We start from the raw sequence: 20,145 nt of genomic DNA on the forward strand, positions 1-20,145 counted from the left end.
CATGACTGGCCGGGACGATCACGAACAAGCACCGGGTCGGCGCGTGCACCCGGAGGCGGACCTCACGCCCCTGCACGAACTGGCGCTGATCGGGGAGGGTCCGCTGCTGGAGCGGATCTCAGCGTTGATCGACCAAACCCGCAGCTACGTCGCCGTTCAGGCGAACACGGCGCTGACCATGCGGAACTGGTACATCGGGCGGATGATCCACGTCGAGATGCTTGGCGAACGGCGCGCCGCCTATGGTTCACAGATCGTTGCCACACTGTCGCACCAATTGACCAACCGGTATGGGAGAGGTTTCGACCGAACCAATCTGAACCGAATGGTTAAATTCGCTCAGACGTTCTCCGAAGAAGAGATTGGTGCCACGCTGTCGCACCAATTGAGCTGGTCACACTTCAAAGTGCTGCTGCGAGTGGAGAGCCCGGCTGCACGTGCGTTCTACGTCGAGCAGGCCATCAGTGCCCGACTGAGCGTGCGGGCTCTGGACGACTTCATCGGACGCCAAGGATTCGAACGTAAGGAGATCGCCAACGCCCAAGCACTCGGCGGGTCTGCGGTGCCCGCGGACAGCTTCCGTGACCCGTACCTTCTCGAGTTCCTTGGCCTTCATGACTCGTGGGCGGAGCGAGACTTGGAGGAAGCGATCATCCGTGACATGGAGACATTCCTTCTAGAGGTCGGGCAGGGCTGGGCCTTTGTCGCACGCCAGAAGCGGATGACCGTTGACGGGGACGACTTCCACCTCGACCTGCTGTTCTACTCGCGTCCGCTGCGCCGTCTGATCGCCGTCGAACTCAAGATCGGGAAGTTCGAGCCTGCCTTCAAGGGGCAGATGGACCTGTACTTGAAGTGGCTCAACAAGTACGAACGTCAGCCGGGCGAGGAGACGCCGATCGGTCTGATCCTGTGCACCGAGGCCAGTCGGGAACAGGTCGAGCTGCTGGAGATGAGCAAGGACGGGATCGTCGTCGCTGAGTACTGGACCACGCTCCCACCGAAGGAAGAACTCGAAACCCGGATCCGGGCGATCTACCAGGCTGCCCAGGAGAGGATCGCCCGCCGGTGTCTCGCCGAGGCGGACCAAGAGGACGACAATGAGCGATGACAGGTGTGGCGCGTTGTGCGGCGGCACGGCCGGCGAAGACGGAGCAAGGTAGGGGGAGATGGCAATGGCCATGAACAACCGAGAGCGTGTGGGCAGGGCCTTCGACTTGCTCTCAGAGGGCCTGTACGACGTGGTGGACGAGGTGATGACCAAGGCCTTCGGCTCGTCGGAGTGGATCGAGCGGTGGGCCGAGGCGGACGCCCGGCGTCACGGCAGCGCCCCGAGGGCCCTGGCCAAGCAGGACGTTCAGGTGCAGTTGCGTGCCATCACCGAACGCGGTTACGAGTTCAAGGAAGTGCTGTCCAGGGCGCAGCAGAGCTTCGCTTCCGAGTTGCGCGAGACCCGCAACAGGTGGGCGCACAACGAGGCGTTCAGCTCCGACGACACCATCCGTGCCCTCGACACCATCGAGCGGCTTCTCGAGGCGGCGGGGTCGACCGACTCGGCAACAGACGTGCGCAAACTGCGCACAGACCTGCAGCGCACTGTCTACGAGGCGCAGACCCGTCAGCAGGCCAACCGGGCCAAGGTGTCCCTCGAGTCGGGGCCGGGCCTGAAACCGTGGCGCGAAGTGATTCGACCGCACGACGACGTCGCCCGCGGCGAGTTCACAGCCTCGGAGTTCGCAGCCGACCTGCACTTGGTGCACACCGGGCAGGCGACCAGTCCCGAGTACGGCGACCCTGTGGAGTTCTTCTCCCGCACCTACCTCACCGAGGGCCTGCACGATCTGCTGTCGCGGGCTCTGCGGCGCCTCAGCGGCGACACCAACGCAAGCCCGGTGGTGAACCTGCAGACGAACTTCGGTGGCGGCAAGACCCACTCCATGCTGGCGCTTTACCACCTGTTCTCCGGCACCCCGGCCCAGCAGTTCCCCCAGGAGGTACAAGAACTCGTCGCCGCAGCGGGAAGCCCCGACCTCGGCCGGCTCGACGTGACCCGCGCCGCCCTCGTCGGCACCTACCTCAAGGCCGGGTCGCCGCATGTTGAACCGGATGGCACTGAGGTGCACACTCTGTGGGGCGAACTCGCTTGGCAACTCGGGGGCCGTGAGGCTTATGACTTGGTCGCTGAGGATGACCGGTCGGGCACCAGCCCGGGCGACGCGCTCAGGGTACTGATTCAGGATCACGCGCCCGTCCTCATCCTCATTGACGAGTGGGTGGCCTACGCCCGTCAGCTCGTCACCGACAAGGAACTCCCGGCCGGCTCGTTCGATACCCAGTTCACCTTCGCCCAGTCACTCACCGAGGTCGTGCGCTCGGTCCCCGGAGTGATGCTCGTTGTCTCCATCCCGGCCTCTGACACCGGCGACCGGGGCAGCGACATCGAGATCGGTGGCGCCAATGGGCAGTTGGCCCTGGAGCGCCTGCAGAATGTCATCGGCCGGGTCGCTGACCAGTGGCGGCCCTCCAGTAGGGACGAATCCTTCGAGATCGTCCGCCGTCGCCTCTTCCAGGCTCCGGACGCTGAGGGGCTTACCGCGATCTCGGCGACGGCGCGCACTTTCGCCACCATGTACCGGAAGAACACCTCGCTGTTCCCTCGGGATGCGGCATCTCCAAATGATGACTACGAGAAACGCATCCGGGCGTCATACCCGCTCCACCCGGAACTGCTCGACCGGCTGTACGAGGACTGGTCGACGATGGAGAGGTTCCAGCGGACCAGGGGCGTGCTGAAACTAGTGTCCTCGATCGTGCACGAACTGTGGGCGTCACACGACGCGTCGCCGCTCATCCTGCCGGGCAACGTGCCGTTGGACACGACAGCGGTCAATACCGATCTGACCCAGTACCTCGAGGACCAGTGGAAACCGATCATCGACTCAGACATCGACGGGGTAGGTTCTACCGCGCAACAGATCGACCTCGACCGGCCAGCCCTGGGGCAGCGGTTCGTCACCCAGCGGATCGCCCGCACCATTTTCATGGGCGCAGCCCCGCGGTCCAAGAGCAGTCGCAAGGGCTTGGACAAGCAGTACGTGTGGCTGGGCACCGCTGTACCTGGTGACACGCTCGGCAACTTCAGCAGCGCCATCGAGCAGCTCGCCCAGCGGTCCACCTACTTCTACGAGGAGCAGGGTCACTACTGGTTCGACACCCAGCCGTCGGTCACCAAGACCGCCAACGACTACGCCGAACGACTGCGTGAAGACGTCGAGACGGTGTGGAACGAGATCACCTGGCGCCTCCAGGGCGAGGAGCGGGCCCGCGGCGAGTTCGACCGGGTGCACGCCGCACCGGCGTCCAGCGCCGACATCCCCGACCTGGAGAACACCAGGCTCGTCATCGTCCACCCCCGCCACAGCGTCCGCAGGCAAGACGGCCCGGACTCCGCAGCGCTGCGGTGGGTGCGGAAGGCCATTGAGACGAGGGGCGCCGGGCAGCGCGTGCACCGCAACACGCTCGTTTTCCTGCTGGCCGACAGCAACCAGCTGGAGACACTGGAGGCCGCGACCCGCGCCTTGCTCGGCTGGAAACAGGTGCAGGACAACAGCGAGACACTGAACCTCACCGCGCAGCAGAGCAGGCAGACCGATGACTGGGTCGCTCGGCTTGACCAGACCGTCACCGATCGGATCCGTGACACCTTTGTCTGGGCCGTCTATCCGGAGCAGTTCGACCCTGCCAGGCCGTTCGAGCTGGTCGTCGACAAGGTGCCGGAGGCCGGTGGGCGCTCACTGGCCGAGCGTGTCAGCGCCAAACTGAGCCGCGACGACCAGTTCGTCACCACCTTCGGCGCACCGATCCTCGGCGCCGTGCTGCACGGCGAACTCGGCGCGCTGTGGAAGGAGCAGGGCGAGATCACCGTCAGTCAGCTGTGGGGCTACTTCACCCGCTACGTGTACATGCCCCGTCTCGTGAACCGCGAGGTGCTCGACGAGACCATCCGGCAGTCACTGGCTGCCGTATTGGTCAAGGATGAACAGTTCGCCATCGCCACCGGCAAGGACGCCGACAACGGCCGCTATCGCGGCTTGGTCGTCCCGCCCGACCCCACCGCCAGCGTTCAGGTCACCGACAGCACATTGCTCGTCGACATCGGGCGCGCCCAAGCGCAGGTCGAGGCCGATCGGGCCGCAGCCAGCGAGCCCACGGTCGCCCCAGGCCCCGACGGTGGTAAGTCGGTCGCCCGTGGGGTCGACTACGTGTGGTCTGGGGGGCCGGCCGCCGACGGCGGACAGCTCGACGACGAATCGGAACTCGAGGACGTGCTGGCACGCTTCTTCGGATCGGTGAGGATCAGTTCCGACAGATACGCCCGAGACATCGGTAACATAACCCGCGAGATCATCGACCGTCTTGCCGGGGCAGGCGCAGCACTCGACATCACCATCGACATCCAAGCGACCAAGCCCGAGGGCTTCAACGAGGCCGAGGTGCGGACCATCAGCGAAAACGCGAGTGCCCTCAAGTTCGATCCCAGTTCAGGTTTCGAGAAGAACTGAGATGTCTATGGGCTATCCTCATGCGTGTTGCTGTTATGCCGCGATCGAGCAGTTCGCAACACCTGCATCCGACAGCGTGAATTCTCCAGGTGTCGACAGCGGAGGATGTCATCGAGGAGGTGTGAGGAATGACATCAGTCGGTGAACATATTCAACACACTAACAAGGCAATCTGCGAGAACATATCTCAGCTGGGTGATCGGCGGGGGATTTTATCGCAGAACATCCTCGCTCAGCTCCGAAATCTTGTTGAGGGGACGGCGGTGCTTCTCTGCACTGGTTCCGCGGAGGCTGAATATGATTATGAACGAATCAAAGAGGGGCTGGAGTTCATTCGGGCCAAAGGGCAATATGGGTTCTTGGGCAGATTCCACAAGCATCTGCAGACCAGTGCTTCCCACTACACGGTGGATGGTGACTCCTCTGAACGTCTGATGCTCAAGTACTATGATTATCTGTTACAGATCAGGACACTGCTCAAGAAATCTTGTGGGGTTGATGTTCTGAGCAACTTGGAGTCGTTTCCCCTGGATCTTGATCCATCGTTGCGAGAGTATCATGAGAAGATTGCGGAGAGGATTGAGTCACTGAGGCTGGCGGGGGCGGATGAAGAGAATCCTGAACGGTATTACATCCACGGGATCCGTCCCTTCTCCGTGGAAGGAAAGACTTACTACGAGGTGACCTTCTATCGAGCGATCAACAGAGTCGGTAAGTTTGACCGGATGATAGCTTTCACTGATATCAAGATGACGGATGACTACTCAGCCATGCTGACTCTTCACCGTGACGCGATTTACGTTCTTGGTCATGACCTGCCGATCACGATCATCAGCGGCTGGAGGGTGTCGATCAGACCGTGTGAGTTCGACAACTTCGCCCGACTTCTGGGTATCACGATCAAAACCAGTGTCGAATGGGCTGAATATCAGAAGCTCATGGAATATCTGACCAAGGGTTCAGGCAACTTGCTTGATCTCATGGACATGTCAGACCATGAGTATGGGAAGGCTCGGGCGTGTTGCATGTCGCCGAGATCCAAGCCCCAGATATTCTCGGTGCTTGACGAGGCTCGACGTGTCATAAGATCGGGCTGCGGGGGATCCACCATGCTCCGTTTTCTCATGCTCCACATGCGCAATGAAGTACTGAGGTCCCAGTACGATCCGAATAGCTGCCCGCATCTGTCAAAGCTCAATCTGAAGTACGGCTGCATTCCATTCGACGACATGCCGTTCTGTAGTTCACCGGTGGGTCACAATGTGAAGTACGGGGACTTGGTGGAGAGCCTAGGCGTGGCAGGTCGTGACCATGAGCTGCTGGCTCGTCGAGTGAAGATCAACGTCGAGAATCACGGGATCTTGAGGGTTATGCAAAACTCCTGATTTGAATCTTCGGTGATTCCCGCTCCCGGGCGTGTCGGAACAGACAATGAGGACCTGCCCTGAGACAATAAAGCAACCAATGGCCGAAAATCTCAAAACAGGTCCTCACGTGTATCATACAACAGGTTTCTCCGCGGCCGCAATGGCAGCCTTGTGCACGATCCTCATCGAGACCCACCCTCGTCCCCCGCAGAGAACAGGCAGGCCCCGGGCGCTGACCACCGAACAGGAAATCAGACCCACCCTCGTCTATCACCGACGTAACCGCACCCAGGCCGAGCTCGCCGAGTCCTTCGACGTGGACCAGTCCTCCGTCTCCCGGGCCATCTGCCGGTGGACGCCCCGCTTGGCCGAAGCCCTCGAGGACTTCATCCCCACCGTGGACGACCTCGACTCGTCCCGGACCCTGCTCGTCGACGGCACCCTCGTGCCGTGCTGGAACTGGCGGGACCAGTCCGGCCTGTACTCGGGCAAGCACCACCGCACCGGCCTGAACCTCCAGGTCGCCTGCGACCTGGACGGTCGGCTGGTCTGGGTGTCCGACCCGGCCCCGGGCTCCACCCACGACGCGAAAGCCATCCGGCACACCGGCCTGCTCGACCACTTCCCCGACCCCCGCCGATGGCCGACAAGGGCTACACCGGGCTGGGCATGATCACCTCGGAACGAAAACCTGCCGGCGGTGAACTCACAGAAACCCAGAAACAGTACAACAAGGCCATCAACACGCTACGCGCCCCGGTTGAACGAGCAATCGCCAACCTCAAAACCTGGCGGACACTCCACACCGGCCACCGAAGACCCCTGCACACCTTCCCCGAAACCATCACGGCCATCATCGCCCTAGAATTCTTCAAAAACAGTTTTGCATAACCCTCGTTGTACACTTCCGTTGAAGAGTTCAAAGTGTTCGGTGATGTTGCTGAACTCATCAAGACTTACAATAGCAAGATCTACTACAAGCACCGTGATCGACGGAAACTCGTGCAGGACAAAGGACATGTCTTCATCCAGGGTTACGAGAACGACACCGTTGCTATCATGAAGAAACTAAGAGAATGCGCTTCTGCTGGAATAGATGGGTATGCAGAATCCGCGGAGAAATGGCTGGGTGATCACGATCATGGTATCGATGATGAGGGAAAGAAAGATGCCCTCAAGCGCTTGTTCAGCCAGTCTAAGGTTGTTCTGATCTACGGCGCTGCTGGAACTGGGAAATCCACCATGGTCGGCCATATTGCCCAGTACTTCAGTGACAAGAAGAAATTGTTTCTGGCGCAGACCAATTCTGCCAAGAATAACCTTGAACGAAAAGTATCGGATGGGAATTCGATCTTTCGGACGATCTCCAGTCATGTCCATCGTCGTGAAGGTGATTCGGAATATGGCTTGGTGGTCATTGATGAGTGCAGTACTGTCAGCAACGCTGACCTGCTCAATGTAATGAAAGAGACATCTTTCGAGCTGCTGGTGCTCGTCGGTGATGCCTATCAGATCGAATCGATCAGATTTGGGAACTGGTTCACGATCGCTCGTCAGTTCATCCCGGAGTCCGCAGTCTTCGAACTGACCTCTCCCTATCGAACTGATGACATTTCGCTCCTTGAATTCTGGGGCAAGGTTCGCGATGTCAGGAGGGATGGCGATGATCTCGCTGAAATCATTTCCAAGAATGGCTACTCGACGACACTTGACGACTCTCTTTTTGAACACTTCAACGATGATGGGATTATTCTCTGTCTGAACTATGACGGACTTTACGGGGTCAGCAACGTAAATCATTTTCTGCAGAGCAGAAACTCTAATCCTTTGTTCGTGTGGCATGCTGCCACCTACAAAGTGGGTGATCCCGTCCTGTTCAATGATTCGGAACGCTTCTCGCCTGTCATTTACAACAATCTCAAGGGCTGGATCGTCGACATCTCCGCGAAACCGGGTCGGATCCAGTTCGAAGTCAAACTGGATCGTTCGCTCGCTGAAATATGGCCGTCATGAAACGAAACCGTATTTTTCGTGGATTTCCTGTGCTGTTTCGGATATGATTGGGACATGCAGGTTGAGGTCACCGGGGAAGAAACCGCCGTCCTGATCAGGTGGAAGAAGCGCGCGGACAATTATGTGTTGGTGCGGATGAAAGCAGAAGCGATCCTGTACGCTTCTCGAGGCGTTGATGTGAGCATCATCGCTGAAATGGTTGAGCGCAGCGTGAAAACCATCCGGGAGTGGCTGGCCGGTTGGCGGGACAGCAGGATGTGCTCGGTGCTGACCGGGCATGCGGGGAACCAGAACGCGGCGAAACTCACCCGTGCCCAGAAGGAAGACCTCAAGGCCGTCTTGGCCCAGCCGCCCTCACAGTCCGGGATTGATGCCGAGTTCTGGGACGTCCCAGCGATACGTGACGTCGTGAAGATCCTGTTCGATGTCGAGTACGAGTCAGATTCTTCGTACCAGCTGCTCCTGCGGTTCTGCGGGCTGAGTTTCAAGCTGCCGGACCCGTTCGACAAGCACCGCGACGAGCAGGCCGTCACCAGGCGCATGGTCGAGGTGAAAGCCCAGGTCAAGGACCTGTTGGACGCCGGTTGGGAGGTGTACGCGGCAGACGAGGTGCGCCTGGAGCATGAGGCCGAGACCCGCCGCATGTGGCTCCCGAAAGGACAGCGCACCAAACTGTCCGTGGACCGGAAGAAGACGTCCCAGTCGTTCTTCGGTGCTCTCTCGTTGACCAGCAAGAAGGTCAAGTTGTATCCGATCGAGGGGAACCAGAACACCGAGCAGACAATCCTCGCGCTGGACCGACTTCAACGCGAAACCGACACCGAGAAGATCGCGGTCGTCCTCGACAACGCCCGGTTCCACCACGCCAAGATGCTGACCGGTCTCTACGAGCCCGGTCAACTGCTGGAACGCATCACCCCGATTCATCTGCCACCGTATGCGCCCGACCACAACCCGGTCGAGCACGTCTGGAACACGGCCAAGAACAACATCGCGAACATCCAGCGCGAGACCCCCGAAGAAACCTTCGGCGCGTTCGCCTCATACATCACCGGCCGCACCTTCGACTACGACTTCGAACACCTCCCACCCCGCGAAACCAGAAACGATCTTGTTTCATGACCGCCATAGATCCTATGCCCGTAGGACTCGAGGTGGTGGAGGGATCAACGGTCCGTTTCGCTGTCAACGACTACAAGTTCAACAGTGAAAGTGACTCGAGGAACATCCGGAGTCATGATGCCAGCGACGAGGATGATGACTCAGGTAATACCGTTGTCCCGTTCCAGATCGCCTACGCCGTCTCGATCCACAAAGCCCAAGGTCTGGAGTACGACTCAGTCAAAATCGTGATCACTGACGACAACGAGGACGACATCACTCACAGCATCTTCTACACGGCGGTCACCCGGGCCCGGAAGAACCTCAAGATCTTCTGGAGTCCAGAGAGTCAGCAGGCAGTGCTAAGAAAACTCCATCGTGATGACAGCATCAAAGATGTCGAGCTGCTGTCAAGTCGCTGCGGACTTGAACGGGTCACTCACCCCAAGGTACGTCGATGAGAAGATCAAGGTCAAGGAGGAGCGACATTCTCGTCCGGGGGCCAGAGCCCCTGAGCGCCGGTGCTCAGCAGCGGAACCCTCACAGCCGCGCGGTGTCGTACTCGACGACGACGGGGCAGTGGTCGCTCACGCGGGCCGAGGGGTCGGCGTCCCGCTCGGTCGTGGCGCTCACGGCCGTCCTCGCGAGCCGCGGCGTGGCCAGGTGGTAGTCGATGCGCCAGCCGGTGTCCCTCGCGAAGGCCTGGCCCATCCAGCTCCACCACGAGTAGGGGCCGTCCTCGTCCGGGTGCAGGGCGCGCACGACGTCGACGAGCGTGCGCGGGCCCAGCTGCTCGGTCAGCCACCGGCGCTCCTCGGGCAGGAAGCCCGAGGCCTTCTGCGCCGGTCGCCAGTTCCTCACGTCCGCCCTCTCATGGGCGACGTTGAAGTCGCCGACGACGACGAACTGCCGCCCGGAGCGCACCGCGGCCCGCCGCGAACGGGCCAGCTGGGTGCTGAATCCCTTGAAGAAGCGCATCTTGTGCTCGTAGCGGGCCCGCACCCCCTCGAGCTGCTCCGGTGTGGGCGTCCGCGTGCGGACGCCCGGGGCGAGCAGCGAGTCGCCCTTGGGCAGGTAGAGGCAGCCGACGGTGACCGGCTCATCGGCCAGGTCGACCTCGAGGTAGCGGCCCTCGTCGACGAACTCGCGGAGCGCGCGGGCCGGAGCGCCGCCGGCCAGACCCACCCGGGCGGGGTCGAGGGTCGACAGCCCGCCCTCGTCGATCGCCAGGACCTCGCCGCCCCAGCCGCGCACGGCCGCGACCGGCGCGCGGGTCAGGACGGCGACGCCGTTGCGGCCGGCGAGCGAGCCCGGGCTGCAGACGGCGTGGTAGCCCTCGAAGACCTCCAGCGGCAGCTTGTCGGCCGGGCAGCGCACCTCCTGGAGGCAGAGCACGTCCGGGCTCCGGCGCCCGATCCAGGCGGTGATGCCGCGGCGCTGGGCGGCCCGGATGCCGTTGACGTTGTACGTGGCGAGGGTCAGCATGGGGGCCAGACTAACCGTCCGGAGCCCGGGCGCGCCGATCCGCCCGCCACGGAGCGATCCGCCCGCCACGGAGTGTGGTGCGCCGGCGGTCCCGCGCGGGCTGACAGACTGGAAGCCATGACGAGTACCACTTCGCACGGGGCATCGACCGCCGCGAGGGTCCCGACCTTCTGCTCGAGCACCACCCTGGTGGCCGCCGCCCTGTCCATCGTGATCGGTCTCGGCCTGGGCTGGGGACTGCTGTCCCCGGTCAACGCGCCCTTCCTGGCCCTGCCCTCGGTGATCGCCTCGGCCGTCCTGGCGCTCCTCGCCGTCATCGGGCTGTTCCGCGACGGCAGCCAGGTCCGCATCGGCGACATCTGCTTCCTCGTCGCCGCGGCGGCCGACGCCGTCGTCGTCCAGCTGACCGGGCACGCGCTGCGCCCCGTGAGCGCCGGCATGCTCGCCGCCGTCGTCGTCCTGTACGCGGCGATCGTCCTGGGCATCGTCTTCGTCTGCCGCCACACCGCCGGGCCCTCCGACACCCCGCGCGCCGTTGAGCCGCAGTACCCGGCGGGGTCGCCCCAGCGCGCCGAGCGTGCCGCGGCCGCCGGGGGCGGGGACGACGCGGCGGCCCAGGCCGAATGAGCCCGGGGTCCGGGGGCCGGGACGCCGCGGACGGGGCCGTGCGGCTCGACGTCGAGCCGCGGCGCAGCCGCGCCGCGCTCGCCGCCGCCGTCGGGGCCGTCGTCCTGCTGCTCGCCCTGCTCGTCGTCCCGCCCGTGCTGCGCTCGGCGCGGGGCGCCACCTCCGACGCCGCCGCGGCGGGCATCCTCCTGCTGGCGGTCGGCGCCGTCGCGGTCGGCGCCGTCCTGTTCGTCCTGGCCGTCATCGGGCTCGTCCGCAGCCGCGGCACTCCCCGGCTCGGCGCGCTGCTGCTCGTCGTCGACGGGATCGTGCAGCTCGTCTACGGCCTGGTCGGCGGCCAGGTCCTGACGGTCGACGCCCTGCGCGACTCGGTCCTGCTGTGGAGCTGGGCGCTCGTGAGCATCCTGCTCACCGTGCTGGGCTGCGTCCTCGTCCTCATGAAGGCCCGTCCCCTGGGCACGACCGTCATGCCCCGCCACCAGGGCGACAAGGGACGAGACGACAAGGGACGATGAGCCGTCGCCCATCCGGCCGATTTCCTCTCGGCCCGAAGGGCTGGTAGAATCGGGCGGCGCACGGCAGGTTGCCCGAGCGGCCAATGGGAGCGGTCTGTAAAACCGTCGGCGATGTCCTACGAAGGTTCGAATCCTTCACCTGCCACCCACCCCGGGGCCCGGCTCCGCGGGAGGAGGATCCCCGTACCGGATGGGTGCGGGGATCCTTCATGCCCGCTCCGCGCGTCCGCCCCGCCGTTCGCCCTCGGCGGGATCGGGGGCCGATGGGCCGCCCCCGGGAACAACACCGCCCTCCGCGCGGTTCCGGCGAGTGACAGCACCGATGACCGGTGACGGCAAACGACCAGGAGGTCCGCACGTGTCGCTCGTAGGAACCCAGATCCTTCCCTTCAAGACCACCGCCTTCCGCCAGGGCGACTTCGTCGAGATCACCGACGAGGACCTGCGGGGCTCGTGGTCCGTCGTCTTCTTCTACCCCGCCGACTTCTCCTTCGTCTGCCCCACCGAGCTCGGTGACCTGGCCGACCACTACGACGAGTTCCGCTCCCTCGGCATCGAGATCTACTCGGCCTCCACCGACACCCACTTCGTCCACGCCGCCTGGCACGCCGACTCCGACCAGGTCAAGAAGGTGCAGTACGTCATGCTCGGCGACCCGTCCGCCCAGCTCGCCACGAACTTCCAGGTGCTGCGCGAGGGCGAGGGCCTGGCCGACCGCGGCACCTTCCTCATCGACCCCGACGGCGTCATCCAGCTCATGGAGGTCAGTGCCGACGGCATCGCCCGCGATGCGACCGAGCTGCTGCGCAAGGTCCGCGCCGCCCAGTACATCCGCCAGCACCCCGACCAGGTCTGCCCGGCGCACTGGGACGAGACCGGCGACACCCTGACCCCGGGTCTCGACCTCGTCGGCAAGATCTGAGCGGGCAGCGGACGGAGGAGCATCATGGCAGTCCTCGACGAGAAACTCATCGACCAGCTGCGCGCGCTCATGGACCGCATCACCCGGCCCGTCGAGTTCGTCGTGAGCCTCGACGACCGCAGCGCGTCCGCCCGGCTCGACGAGATGCTCGGGCAGGTCGCGGCCCTGTCCGAGCGCATCAGCGTCCGCCGCGACGACGGCGCCCACGAGCGCAGGCCGTCGTTCACGATCACCTCGCCCGGCACCGGGATCGCCATCACGTTCGCCGCGGTGCCCCTGGGCCACGAGTTCACCTCGTTCGCCCTCGCGCTGCTCCAGGTCGGCGGCAATCCCGTCAAGCTGGACGAGCGGGTCGTCGAGGCGGTCCGGTCGATCCGGGCCGAGCAGGAGTTCGTCACCTACATCTCGCTGACCTGCCAGAACTGCCCGACCGTCGTCCAGACGATCAACGCCATGGCGGTCCTCAACCCGCTGATCCGGCACACCGTCGTCGACGGCTCGCTGTTCCGCGACGAGGTCGAGTCCAGGAACGTCCTGGCCACCCCGACCGTCTACCGCAACGGCGAGCTGCTCGGCCAGGGCCGCATGGAGGCCGCCCGGATCATCGCCGCTGTCGACGCCGGGGCGGCCGGGGCGGTCGAGACCGGCCTCGCCGACCGGAAGCCCTACCAGGTGCTCGTCATCGGCCAGGGCCCCGCCGGCGTCTCGGCCGCCGTCTACCTGGCCCGCAAGGGCATCCGCACCGGGCTCGTCGGCGACCGCTTCGGCGGGCAGGTCAACGACACGCTGGCCATCGAGAACCTCATCTCGGTGCCGCACACCGAGGGCCCCAAGCTGGCCGCCGACCTGCGCGCCCATGCCGAGCAGTACGACATCGACATCATCGACGGCGTCACGGCCTCCGGCATCGACCGGGCGGACGACGGCGCCCTCGCCGTCCGGCTGGGCGGGGCCGCCCTCACGGCCCGCGCCGTCGTCCTGGCCACCGGAGCCGGCTGGCGCCGCATGGGCGTGCCCGGCGAGGACGAGTACCGCAACAAGGGGGTCACCTACTGCCCCCACTGCGACGGCCCCCTCTTCAAGGGCAGGGACGTGGCGGTCATCGGCGGCGGCAATTCCGGTGTCGAGGCGGCGCTCGACCTGGCAGGCGTCGCCCGGCACGTCACCGTCCTCGAGTTCATGCCCGAGTGCAGGGCCGACGAGGTCCTGCTCCGGCGCATGGCCGAGTCCCCGGCCATCGACGTCGTGACGAACGCCGCCGTGGCCGAGGTGCTCGGCGACGGCTCCCGGGTGCGGGCGGTCCGCTACGAGGACCGCGCCGGCGGCGCGGGCGCCGAGCTCGGCGTCGACGGCGTCTTCGTCCAGATCGGCCAGGTGCCGAACACCGGCTGGTTGGACGGGGCCGTCGAGCTCGACGACCGGGGTCAGGTCGTCGTCGACGCCAAGGGCGCCACGAGCATGCCGGGCGTCTTCGCCGCCGGCGACTGCACGGACGCCCCGTACAAGCAGATCGTCATCGCCTCGGGCGCCGGCGCCACGGCGGCCCTGTCGGCCTGGGAGCACCTGGTCCGCGGCTGAGGCCGTACGGACGACGAACGAGCGGGCCCGCTCATCGCTCCCCGGGGCGCTCAGCCGAGGGGCGTCCCGTCGAGCGCGTAGCTGCGGGTCGGGTCGGAGTCCGTCGTGACGGCGAGCTGCCACCACTCGTCGGACCAGTGCACCCGGACGCCCCGGAAGTCGCCGAGGGCGGGGTCGTGGCGGCAGTCGTCGGCGATCCCGGCGAGCGCCCCGGGATCGACCTGGTCCCAGCCGAACCGCGCCGGGACGGTCGCATCATCGGTGGCCGTGAGCGTCGTGCTCAGGCCGGGGGAGTGCGAGCCCCGCGGCGCGAGGACGGTGGTGCGCAGCTGCGGCCCCGACGCGCCCTGGACCTGCTGGTCCACCTCGACGGACGCCCCGCCCTGGTCGCCCCGGTCCTCGTGGACGACGAGCTGGGACAGGGGCTCGTCCCCGGTCAGGGACGGCAGGACGTCCCTGACCGCCCCGGTGAGCGAGGCGGCCGACGAGAGCTCGTCGGGCAGGGCCAGCTCCTGGTCGCCGACCCAGGTGCCCTCCAGCGCGTAGCCGGGGTCGGCGGAGTCCGGGTTCGCGGAGCACAGGAGGGAGTACGCGGCCGTCCCGCCGACCGTTCCCAGCACCTGCACCTGAGGGGCGTCCGAGCCGCAGCGCCCGTCCGACCAGATCGACTGCAGCCGCTGAAGGTCGATGCCGCCGCGGTCCAGGCCGACGGGATCGGCCCCGGCGGTGTCCTCCTCGCTCGTGAGGGGATCACGGTCCGGGGCGTAGGAGTGGTGGGTGGCGCGGCCGCCGCCGTCGGTCACGACGTCGACGCCGTCGCGGGACACGACGATGCGCACGAGCCGGGCCGAGGGCGCGTCCGCCAGGGCCCGGTCGATCGACTGGCCGACGAAGTCGGGGTCGGCGCCCCGGCCGTACTGCGCGGACTCAGGATCGGCCGGGCTCGGCGCGGGCTCGGCGGTCCCGGGTGAGAAGAGCCCGGCGATGGCGGCGACGATGACCGCCACGAGGACGACGAGCAGGACCACGAGGGCGGCGAGGAGGCCGATGCCGCCGACCATGATGCGGCGCCTCATGACAGGGACTCCGGCGCGGTCCGGGCAGCGCGATGGGGATTCATGGGCTTCCTTCCTCGGGGACTCTGCGATGATCCTAGGGCACCGGGCCCGGCCGACCGTCGGCCCACTGGCCCGGCTGCGGGCGGTCAGCCGAGGGGTGTCCCGTCGAGCGCGTAGGCGGCATCATCATCTGCATCTACACGCATCGTGAACTGGTCGAACTCATCGTCCCAGCCGATGTCCAGCTGGTGGTGGTAATAGCGAGGGTTGGTGGTCATGGCGGTGTGCAGGAGTGTCGCGATCGCTACGGGGTCGAGTTCGTCGCGGCTCAGCGAGTTCTTCTCGTCGTCGCCCCCGGGGTGGCTCTTCGTCCAGCTTCGGGAGGAGGAGATGGCGTCCTCGGAAAGATCCGAGCTCAGATGGAGCTCCGTCGTCAGCTCCGTGTCGGCGTCCCCGTCCTGGTGCAACCGGCAGCCCATCACGTAATCGTGAGTGTAAGCGGTGGTGAATTCGTAGTCGATGCCGGTGACGGGTCGGTCGGGTGCGGCTGCGGCGAACATCGCGTCGAGCGTGCCGGCGATACCATCCTCCATGCGATCATCCTCCATGGGGTCCCAGTTGACGCTTGGGTCCCAGCTGACGCTTGGGGGCAGTGCGTTCTCGTCGAGCCAGCCGCCCCGACGAAGTGTGGAGCAGGAGTTGGTGTGGACGGTTCGTTGCGACCACGTACTCGTGGCTGTTGTGCGCGGCGGGCTGCAGTAGGCTGCGATGGCCCGGTGGTGGTCCGCGAGGTGCTCGTATGGCCCGGCATCGGCTCTCAGGGGAACGGTGGGGGAGTCCGCACTCCGGTTGTGGAGTCGTCGAAGAGGCCCCGGAGCGTGTAAGCGCGCTCCACGTCGTTTCCGGAGCCGTCTCGTCCGATGACGTAGAGCCACCCCTCGAGGTCGAGTTCGGTGAGGGTGAAGCCGTCCACATGGTGCTCGGTGTCGGAGACCGCCCAGGCGATGAAGTCGGGATTGGCGATCTCAGGGTCATTGGCCCAGCGGATCATTGCGGCGGCGAGTGCCAGGGCGGTGAGGAGTACGAGGCCCAGCAGTCTTGGGCCGGGAGTGCGGTGTCTGTGGGGCGGGTCGTGCGGTGCGGGCATCTCGTCTCCGGGGTCGGGATCACGCCAAGTCTAGGGCCTTCCGGTCCCGCCGGCTCGTGGCCGGGCCGCACCGGCCCTCAGCGGGGACTTGAGAACCGGGGTCGCCGTCCGGTATGGTTCCACCTTGGCTGGCCCCTATAGCTCAGACGGTAGAGCGTCTCCATGGTAAGGAGAAGGTCTGCGGTTCGATTCCGCATGGGGGCTCTGCTGCGGCAGGGTCGTCACCGCGCGATCCGTCGGTGTCGCGGCTGCTCGCCGATCGGTGGACCGGCGAGAGGCGGGATAGCTCAGGCGGCAGAGCAAGCGGCTCATAATCGCTGTGTCGCGGGTTCGAATCCCGCTCCCGCTACCAGGGCCGTGGCGCCTCGTGCGCTATGGCCGTCGTGTGCGGCGCCGGCAGGCGCTCGGGCGACACGAGACGGCGACGTGCTCCTGAGAGCACCGGCAAGACGACGGAGGATTCGATCATGGCCAAGAAGTCCGGGGACGTCCGTCCCAAGATCACGCTCGCCTGCACCGAGTGCAAGGAGCGCAACTACATCACGAAGAAGAACCGCCGCAACACGCCCGACCGCCTCGAGCTGAGCAAGTTCTGCCCGCGCTGCGGCAAGCACACCGCGCACCGCGAGACGCGCTGAGCGGCACGGGTCCTCCTCGTCGGGGCTGCCGGGCACTCATCCCCGGTGGTCCCGATGTCGTTGTCGGGGCTCCGATTCCTGGTCACCCGTCCCGTCGTTCCTTCTGCGGGGGCCGGGGTGCGGTTGTAGGGTTCGGGGCATGACGCGCCCTTCTTCCGGGGCGTTCCTGGCTCGGGACGTGCATCCGCCTGTTCTCGATGCCCCTGATGCGTTGTGGTGTTCGAGGGCGGGCAGCATCGTGCTGGTGCGTCTCGGGGCCGTGGCTGTCGCCGTTCTCGGCGACTGGCTGGTGCTCGGCGTCATCGGCACGGACCCTCGTGAGCTGTTCGGTGTCATGGACACGACCCCTCGTGAGCTGATGGTGGCGCTGGTCGGTGCTCGTCTGGTGGTCATGGCCTCCCTCATCGCTCTCATCGTGCCGCTCACGAGTTGCTGGGTGGGGTTCGCGGGCGAGCTGCTGCTGGCCGTCGGCATCCTCGCCGATGCCAGGCCACCCCTCATCGTGATTCCGGCCGCTGCCATCATGATGGCGGCCTGCTGCGCGCTTGTTCCTGTGCTGCATGTGGTCGACATGCGTCGTTATGCGGCGGTGGGGCGTGGTGCGACCGGTTTCCTGCTCACCCCCGACGAGCGGCGGGCCGGCTGCCGGCCCTGGGGCTGATGCCCCGGCCGGGGCCGGTGTCCTCGATGCCCCGTCGGGTGCTGCTCCGTCGGACGGGGATGCGGATGACGGTCGGCGCGAGTCGTCGACGGGCCCGGCTCCCGAGCCAGCGCTCGACTCCGGAGCCGCCGACGGTTCGGAACCGGAGGCGCCGACCGAGGGGCCGACCGGCTCCGGGCCCTGGGACGAGCACGGGGCCGGCCGGAGTGCCACCCCCTAGAATCGAGGGGTGAGCATCGGCACTGAACACGAGGGGCGCAGCTACCCGCCCTCCCTGCCCTACACGGTCAGCCGCGCGAAGATCGACGAGTTCGTCGCGGCGCTCGGCGACACCAACCCCGCCTACACCGGCGACGACGGCTCCGTCGTCGCGCCGCCGACCTTCGCGGCCGTCATCGCGGCCCGCGCCTGGGGCGCGATCTTCGACGACCCCGAGCTCGGCCTGGCGCTGCACCGCACGATCCACGCCGACCAGCGCTTCGAGGTCGTCCGCCCGCTGCGCGTCGGCGACCGCATCGTCTCGACACCGACCATCACGACGGTGCGCCGCCGCGGCCCGGCCGACATGATCACCCTCTCGGTCCGACTCGACACCGTCGAGGGCGAGCCCTGCTGCACCGCGGTCTCGACCCTCATCCACACCCGCCAGGAGGACGCGGCATGAGCGCATTCGACCCCGCCGCCGTCGCCGTCGGCGACGAGCTGCCCCCGCTCGACCTGCGCGCCACCCGAGCCGCCGCCGTGCGCTACGCCGGCGCGTCGACGGACTTCAACCCCATCCACTGGAGCGATCGGATGGCCCGCGGGCTGGGTCTGGACGGCGTCATCATCCACGGCATGTGGACGATGGGCGCTGCCCTGCGCATCGTCACCGACTGGTGCGCCGATCCCGCCCGCCTCGTCGGCTACTCGGTGCGCTTCACCGGCCCCGTCCCGCTGCCCGATGACGACGAGGGGACCCTCGTGCGGGTCACAGCGAAGGTCACCGGGATCGACGACGGGATCGCCACCGTTCTCATCGACGCCAGGGTCCCAGCCGACTCCGAGGACGGCAGGCCCGTCAAGGTGCTCGGCGCCGCCCGCGCCCGCGTCCGGCTCGGGGAGCCCGCATGAGCATCGGCTGGGAGGAGGTCGACGAGTTCCCGGTCGAACCGGGCGACGACTGCCGGCTCGACAGCATTGACGGCGCCCTCGAACCCCGTCCCGTCCCCGACACCCCGCTGCTCAGCGAGCACACGAGCTTCCGCATCGGCGGCCCGGCCGCCCGGTTCGTCGTCGCCCGCACCGAGCGCGGGCTCATCGACGCCGTCACCGCGGCCGATGACGCCGGCGAGCCCCTCCTCGTGCTCTCGGGCGGCTCGAACGTCCTCATCACCGACGCCGGCTTCGACGGCACGGTCGTGCGCGTCGACAACCACGGCGTCCGAGCCGAGGTCTCCGCCTGCGGGGGAGCGGTCGTGCGGGTCGCCGCCGGCGAGGTCTGGGACGACCTCGTCTCGTGCGCCGTCGGGAACGAGTGGCGCGGCCCCGAGGCCCTGTCGGGCATCCCCGGCCTTGTCGGCTCGACCGTCGTGCAGAACGTCGGCGCCTACGGCACCGATGCGAGCCGGTACGTCTACCAGGTGCGCACCTGGGACCGCCTGACGAGGGGCTACCGGACCTTCGCCAACGCCGACTGCGAGTTCGCCTACCGCGACTCGGTCTTCAAGCGGACCCGGATGCCCGGCTCGGCGACCGGGCGCTACGTCGTCCTCGAGGTCGTCTTCCAGTTCCTGCTCGGCGACCTGTCCATGCCGATCGCCTACGACGAGCTCGCCGCCCGCCTCGACGTCGAACCGGGCGGACGCGCCCCGTCGGCGCAGGTGCGCAGCGCCGTGCTTGCCCTGCGGGCCTCCAAGGGCATGGTCCTCGACCCGGACGACCACGACACCTGGTCGGCGGGCTCGTTCTTCACCAACCCGATCCTGAGCGCCGAGCAGGCCGCCCGCCTGCCCGCCGACGCTCCGCGCTTCGTCCAGCCCGACGGGCGCGTGAAGTCCTCGGCCGCCTGGCTCATCGACCACGCCGGCTTCCACAAGGGCTTCGGCGACGGCCCGGCGCGCCTCTCGACGAAGCACACGCTGGCCCTGACGAACCGCGGCGGTGCCACTGCCGCCGATGTCGTCGCGCTGGCCAGGACGATCCGCGACGGTGTGCGGGCCGCCTACGGCGTCAGCCTCGTGCCCGAGCCGAACCTCGTGGGCGTGCGGCTCTGAGCCCCTTGCGCGGCCCGAGGCGCGACGGTCCGCGACCACCGCCGGAAGGATCGGTTGGCGGGCTTCAGGTCCCCTCCCAGCGCCCCTCTCGCGCGCCCGCGGCGCGATGCAGGAATATGCGGCCCGGCTGGTAGAGGGCGTACGCCCCCGCGCGCCCGCGGCGCGATGACCGGACTGCTGGGCGGATGGATGCGAGTAAGGCCGAACGCGCAGCGG

The 20,145-nt window shown here is 66.4% G+C and carries 21 protein-coding genes and 3 tRNA genes; 20 read left to right on the forward strand and 4 right to left on the reverse strand.

Translation table 11 applies throughout. The features are described 5' to 3' along the window. The first annotated feature begins 1 nt into the window (after position 1). The 8 genes from EGX94_RS09445 (at position 2) to EGX94_RS09480 (ending at position 9,504) form a co-directional block, all read left to right on the forward strand. Positions 2-1,111: a PDDEXK nuclease domain-containing protein gene (locus tag EGX94_RS09445; protein WP_021798348.1), complete on the forward strand. Its 1,110-nt coding sequence runs from the start codon at positions 2-4 to the stop codon at positions 1,109-1,111. A 64-nt stretch (positions 1,112-1,175) separates the two neighbouring features. After that, the gene (locus EGX94_RS09450) at positions 1,176-4,562 is read left to right on the forward strand and encodes a Swt1 family HEPN domain-containing protein (protein WP_021798346.1); all 3,387 of its coding nucleotides are present in this window, start codon (positions 1,176-1,178) and stop codon (positions 4,560-4,562) included. Positions 4,563-4,690: 128 nt separating this feature from the next. Next, entirely contained in the window at positions 4,691-5,947 is a 1,257-nt protein-coding gene (locus tag EGX94_RS09455) for a hypothetical protein (RefSeq protein ID WP_021798329.1), read from the forward strand. A gap of 142 nt (positions 5,948-6,089) precedes the next feature. Further along, entirely contained in the window at positions 6,090-6,602 is a 513-nt protein-coding gene (locus EGX94_RS09465; protein ID WP_051383842.1) for a transposase family protein, read from the forward strand. Continuing rightward, positions 6,569-6,820 carry a transposase family protein gene (locus EGX94_RS14405; RefSeq protein WP_021798341.1) on the forward strand — a complete coding sequence of 84 codons (252 nt, stop codon included), beginning with the start codon at positions 6,569-6,571 and terminating at the stop codon, positions 6,818-6,820. The genes EGX94_RS09465 and EGX94_RS14405 overlap by 34 nt, the downstream gene beginning before the upstream one ends. 33 nt (positions 6,821-6,853) lie before the next feature. Next, entirely contained in the window at positions 6,854-7,942 is a 1,089-nt protein-coding gene (locus EGX94_RS09470; protein ID WP_196807788.1) for an AAA family ATPase, read from the forward strand. A gap of 54 nt (positions 7,943-7,996) precedes the next feature. Continuing rightward, entirely contained in the window at positions 7,997-9,064 is a 1,068-nt protein-coding gene (locus EGX94_RS09475) for an IS630 family transposase (RefSeq protein ID WP_081707455.1), read from the forward strand. Then, the gene (locus tag EGX94_RS09480) at positions 9,061-9,504 is read left to right on the forward strand and encodes an ATP-binding domain-containing protein (RefSeq protein ID WP_043122674.1); all 444 of its coding nucleotides are present in this window, start codon (positions 9,061-9,063) and stop codon (positions 9,502-9,504) included. The genes EGX94_RS09475 and EGX94_RS09480 overlap by 4 nt, the downstream gene beginning before the upstream one ends. Before the next feature lie 79 nt (positions 9,505-9,583). Here EGX94_RS09480 and EGX94_RS09485 read toward each other — a convergent pair whose 3' ends face one another. After that, positions 9,584-10,525, reverse strand: coding sequence for an exodeoxyribonuclease III (locus EGX94_RS09485; RefSeq protein ID WP_043122699.1), 942 nt, complete (start codon positions 10,523-10,525; stop codon positions 9,584-9,586). Positions 10,526-10,645: 120 nt separating this feature from the next. Here EGX94_RS09485 and EGX94_RS09490 point away from each other — a divergent pair, with 120 nt between their 5' ends. The 5 genes from EGX94_RS09490 to ahpF all read left to right on the forward strand — a co-directional run bounded on the left by EGX94_RS09490 (position 10,646) and on the right by ahpF (position 14,170). Further along, the gene (locus tag EGX94_RS09490; RefSeq protein ID WP_123826229.1) at positions 10,646-11,155 is read left to right on the forward strand and encodes a hypothetical protein; all 510 of its coding nucleotides are present in this window, start codon (positions 10,646-10,648) and stop codon (positions 11,153-11,155) included. Continuing rightward, the gene (locus tag EGX94_RS09495; RefSeq protein WP_123826231.1) at positions 11,152-11,670 is read left to right on the forward strand and encodes a hypothetical protein; all 519 of its coding nucleotides are present in this window, start codon (positions 11,152-11,154) and stop codon (positions 11,668-11,670) included. Before EGX94_RS09490 ends, EGX94_RS09495 begins: the two co-directional genes overlap by 4 nt. Before the next feature lie 62 nt (positions 11,671-11,732). Beyond that, positions 11,733-11,815 (forward strand) — tRNA-Tyr (locus tag EGX94_RS09500). Positions 11,816-12,028: 213 nt separating this feature from the next. Further along, a complete protein-coding gene (ahpC, locus tag EGX94_RS09505) occupies positions 12,029-12,592 on the forward strand; it encodes an alkyl hydroperoxide reductase subunit C (protein ID WP_021798261.1) in 564 nt (187 codons plus the stop codon). A 24-nt stretch (positions 12,593-12,616) separates the two neighbouring features. Then, positions 12,617-14,170, forward strand: coding sequence for an alkyl hydroperoxide reductase subunit F (ahpF, locus tag EGX94_RS09510; protein ID WP_021798254.1), 1,554 nt, complete (start codon positions 12,617-12,619; stop codon positions 14,168-14,170). 50 nt (positions 14,171-14,220) lie between these two features. Here ahpF and EGX94_RS09515 read toward each other — a convergent pair whose 3' ends face one another. The 3 genes from EGX94_RS09515 to EGX94_RS09525 all read right to left on the reverse strand — a co-directional run bounded on the left by EGX94_RS09515 (position 14,221) and on the right by EGX94_RS09525 (position 16,375). Continuing rightward, positions 14,221-15,246: a hypothetical protein gene (locus EGX94_RS09515; RefSeq protein WP_021798248.1), complete on the reverse strand. Its 1,026-nt coding sequence runs from the start codon at positions 15,244-15,246 to the stop codon at positions 14,221-14,223. Between the two features lie 128 nt (positions 15,247-15,374). Beyond that, complete coding sequence (locus EGX94_RS09520) at positions 15,375-15,821, reverse strand: hypothetical protein (RefSeq protein ID WP_021798251.1); 447 nt, start codon at positions 15,819-15,821, stop codon at positions 15,375-15,377. A 224-nt stretch (positions 15,822-16,045) separates the two neighbouring features. Beyond that, positions 16,046-16,375, reverse strand: a complete 330-nt coding sequence (locus EGX94_RS09525; protein WP_021798255.1) for a hypothetical protein — start codon at positions 16,373-16,375, stop codon at positions 16,046-16,048. A gap of 131 nt (positions 16,376-16,506) precedes the next feature. Here EGX94_RS09525 and EGX94_RS09530 point away from each other — a divergent pair. From EGX94_RS09530 to EGX94_RS09560, 7 genes are all read left to right on the forward strand, one after another. Then, a tRNA-Thr gene (locus tag EGX94_RS09530) sits at positions 16,507-16,579 on the forward strand. A 72-nt stretch (positions 16,580-16,651) separates the two neighbouring features. Then, positions 16,652-16,727, forward strand: a tRNA-Met gene (locus tag EGX94_RS09535). Positions 16,728-16,842: 115 nt separating this feature from the next. Continuing rightward, on the forward strand, positions 16,843-17,013 hold the full coding sequence (rpmG, locus tag EGX94_RS09540; RefSeq protein ID WP_043122554.1) for a 50S ribosomal protein L33: 171 nt from the start codon (positions 16,843-16,845) through the stop codon (positions 17,011-17,013). A gap of 259 nt (positions 17,014-17,272) precedes the next feature. Continuing rightward, entirely contained in the window at positions 17,273-17,674 is a 402-nt protein-coding gene (locus EGX94_RS09545) for a hypothetical protein (protein WP_192962645.1), read from the forward strand. 229 nt (positions 17,675-17,903) lie between these two features. Then, positions 17,904-18,338, forward strand: a complete 435-nt coding sequence (locus EGX94_RS09550; protein ID WP_021798256.1) for an FAS1-like dehydratase domain-containing protein — start codon at positions 17,904-17,906, stop codon at positions 18,336-18,338. Next, positions 18,335-18,787, forward strand: a complete 453-nt coding sequence (locus EGX94_RS09555) for a MaoC/PaaZ C-terminal domain-containing protein (RefSeq protein ID WP_021798258.1) — start codon at positions 18,335-18,337, stop codon at positions 18,785-18,787. The genes EGX94_RS09550 and EGX94_RS09555 overlap by 4 nt, the downstream gene beginning before the upstream one ends. After that, complete coding sequence (locus EGX94_RS09560; RefSeq protein WP_021798252.1) at positions 18,784-19,929, forward strand: UDP-N-acetylmuramate dehydrogenase; 1,146 nt, start codon at positions 18,784-18,786, stop codon at positions 19,927-19,929. Before EGX94_RS09555 ends, EGX94_RS09560 begins: the two co-directional genes overlap by 4 nt. Positions 19,930-20,145 lie beyond the last annotated feature (216 nt).

The organism is Propionibacterium acidifaciens (assembly GCF_003798325.1).
Taxonomy (GTDB): domain Bacteria; phylum Actinomycetota; class Actinomycetes; order Propionibacteriales; family Propionibacteriaceae; genus Propionibacterium; species Propionibacterium acidifaciens.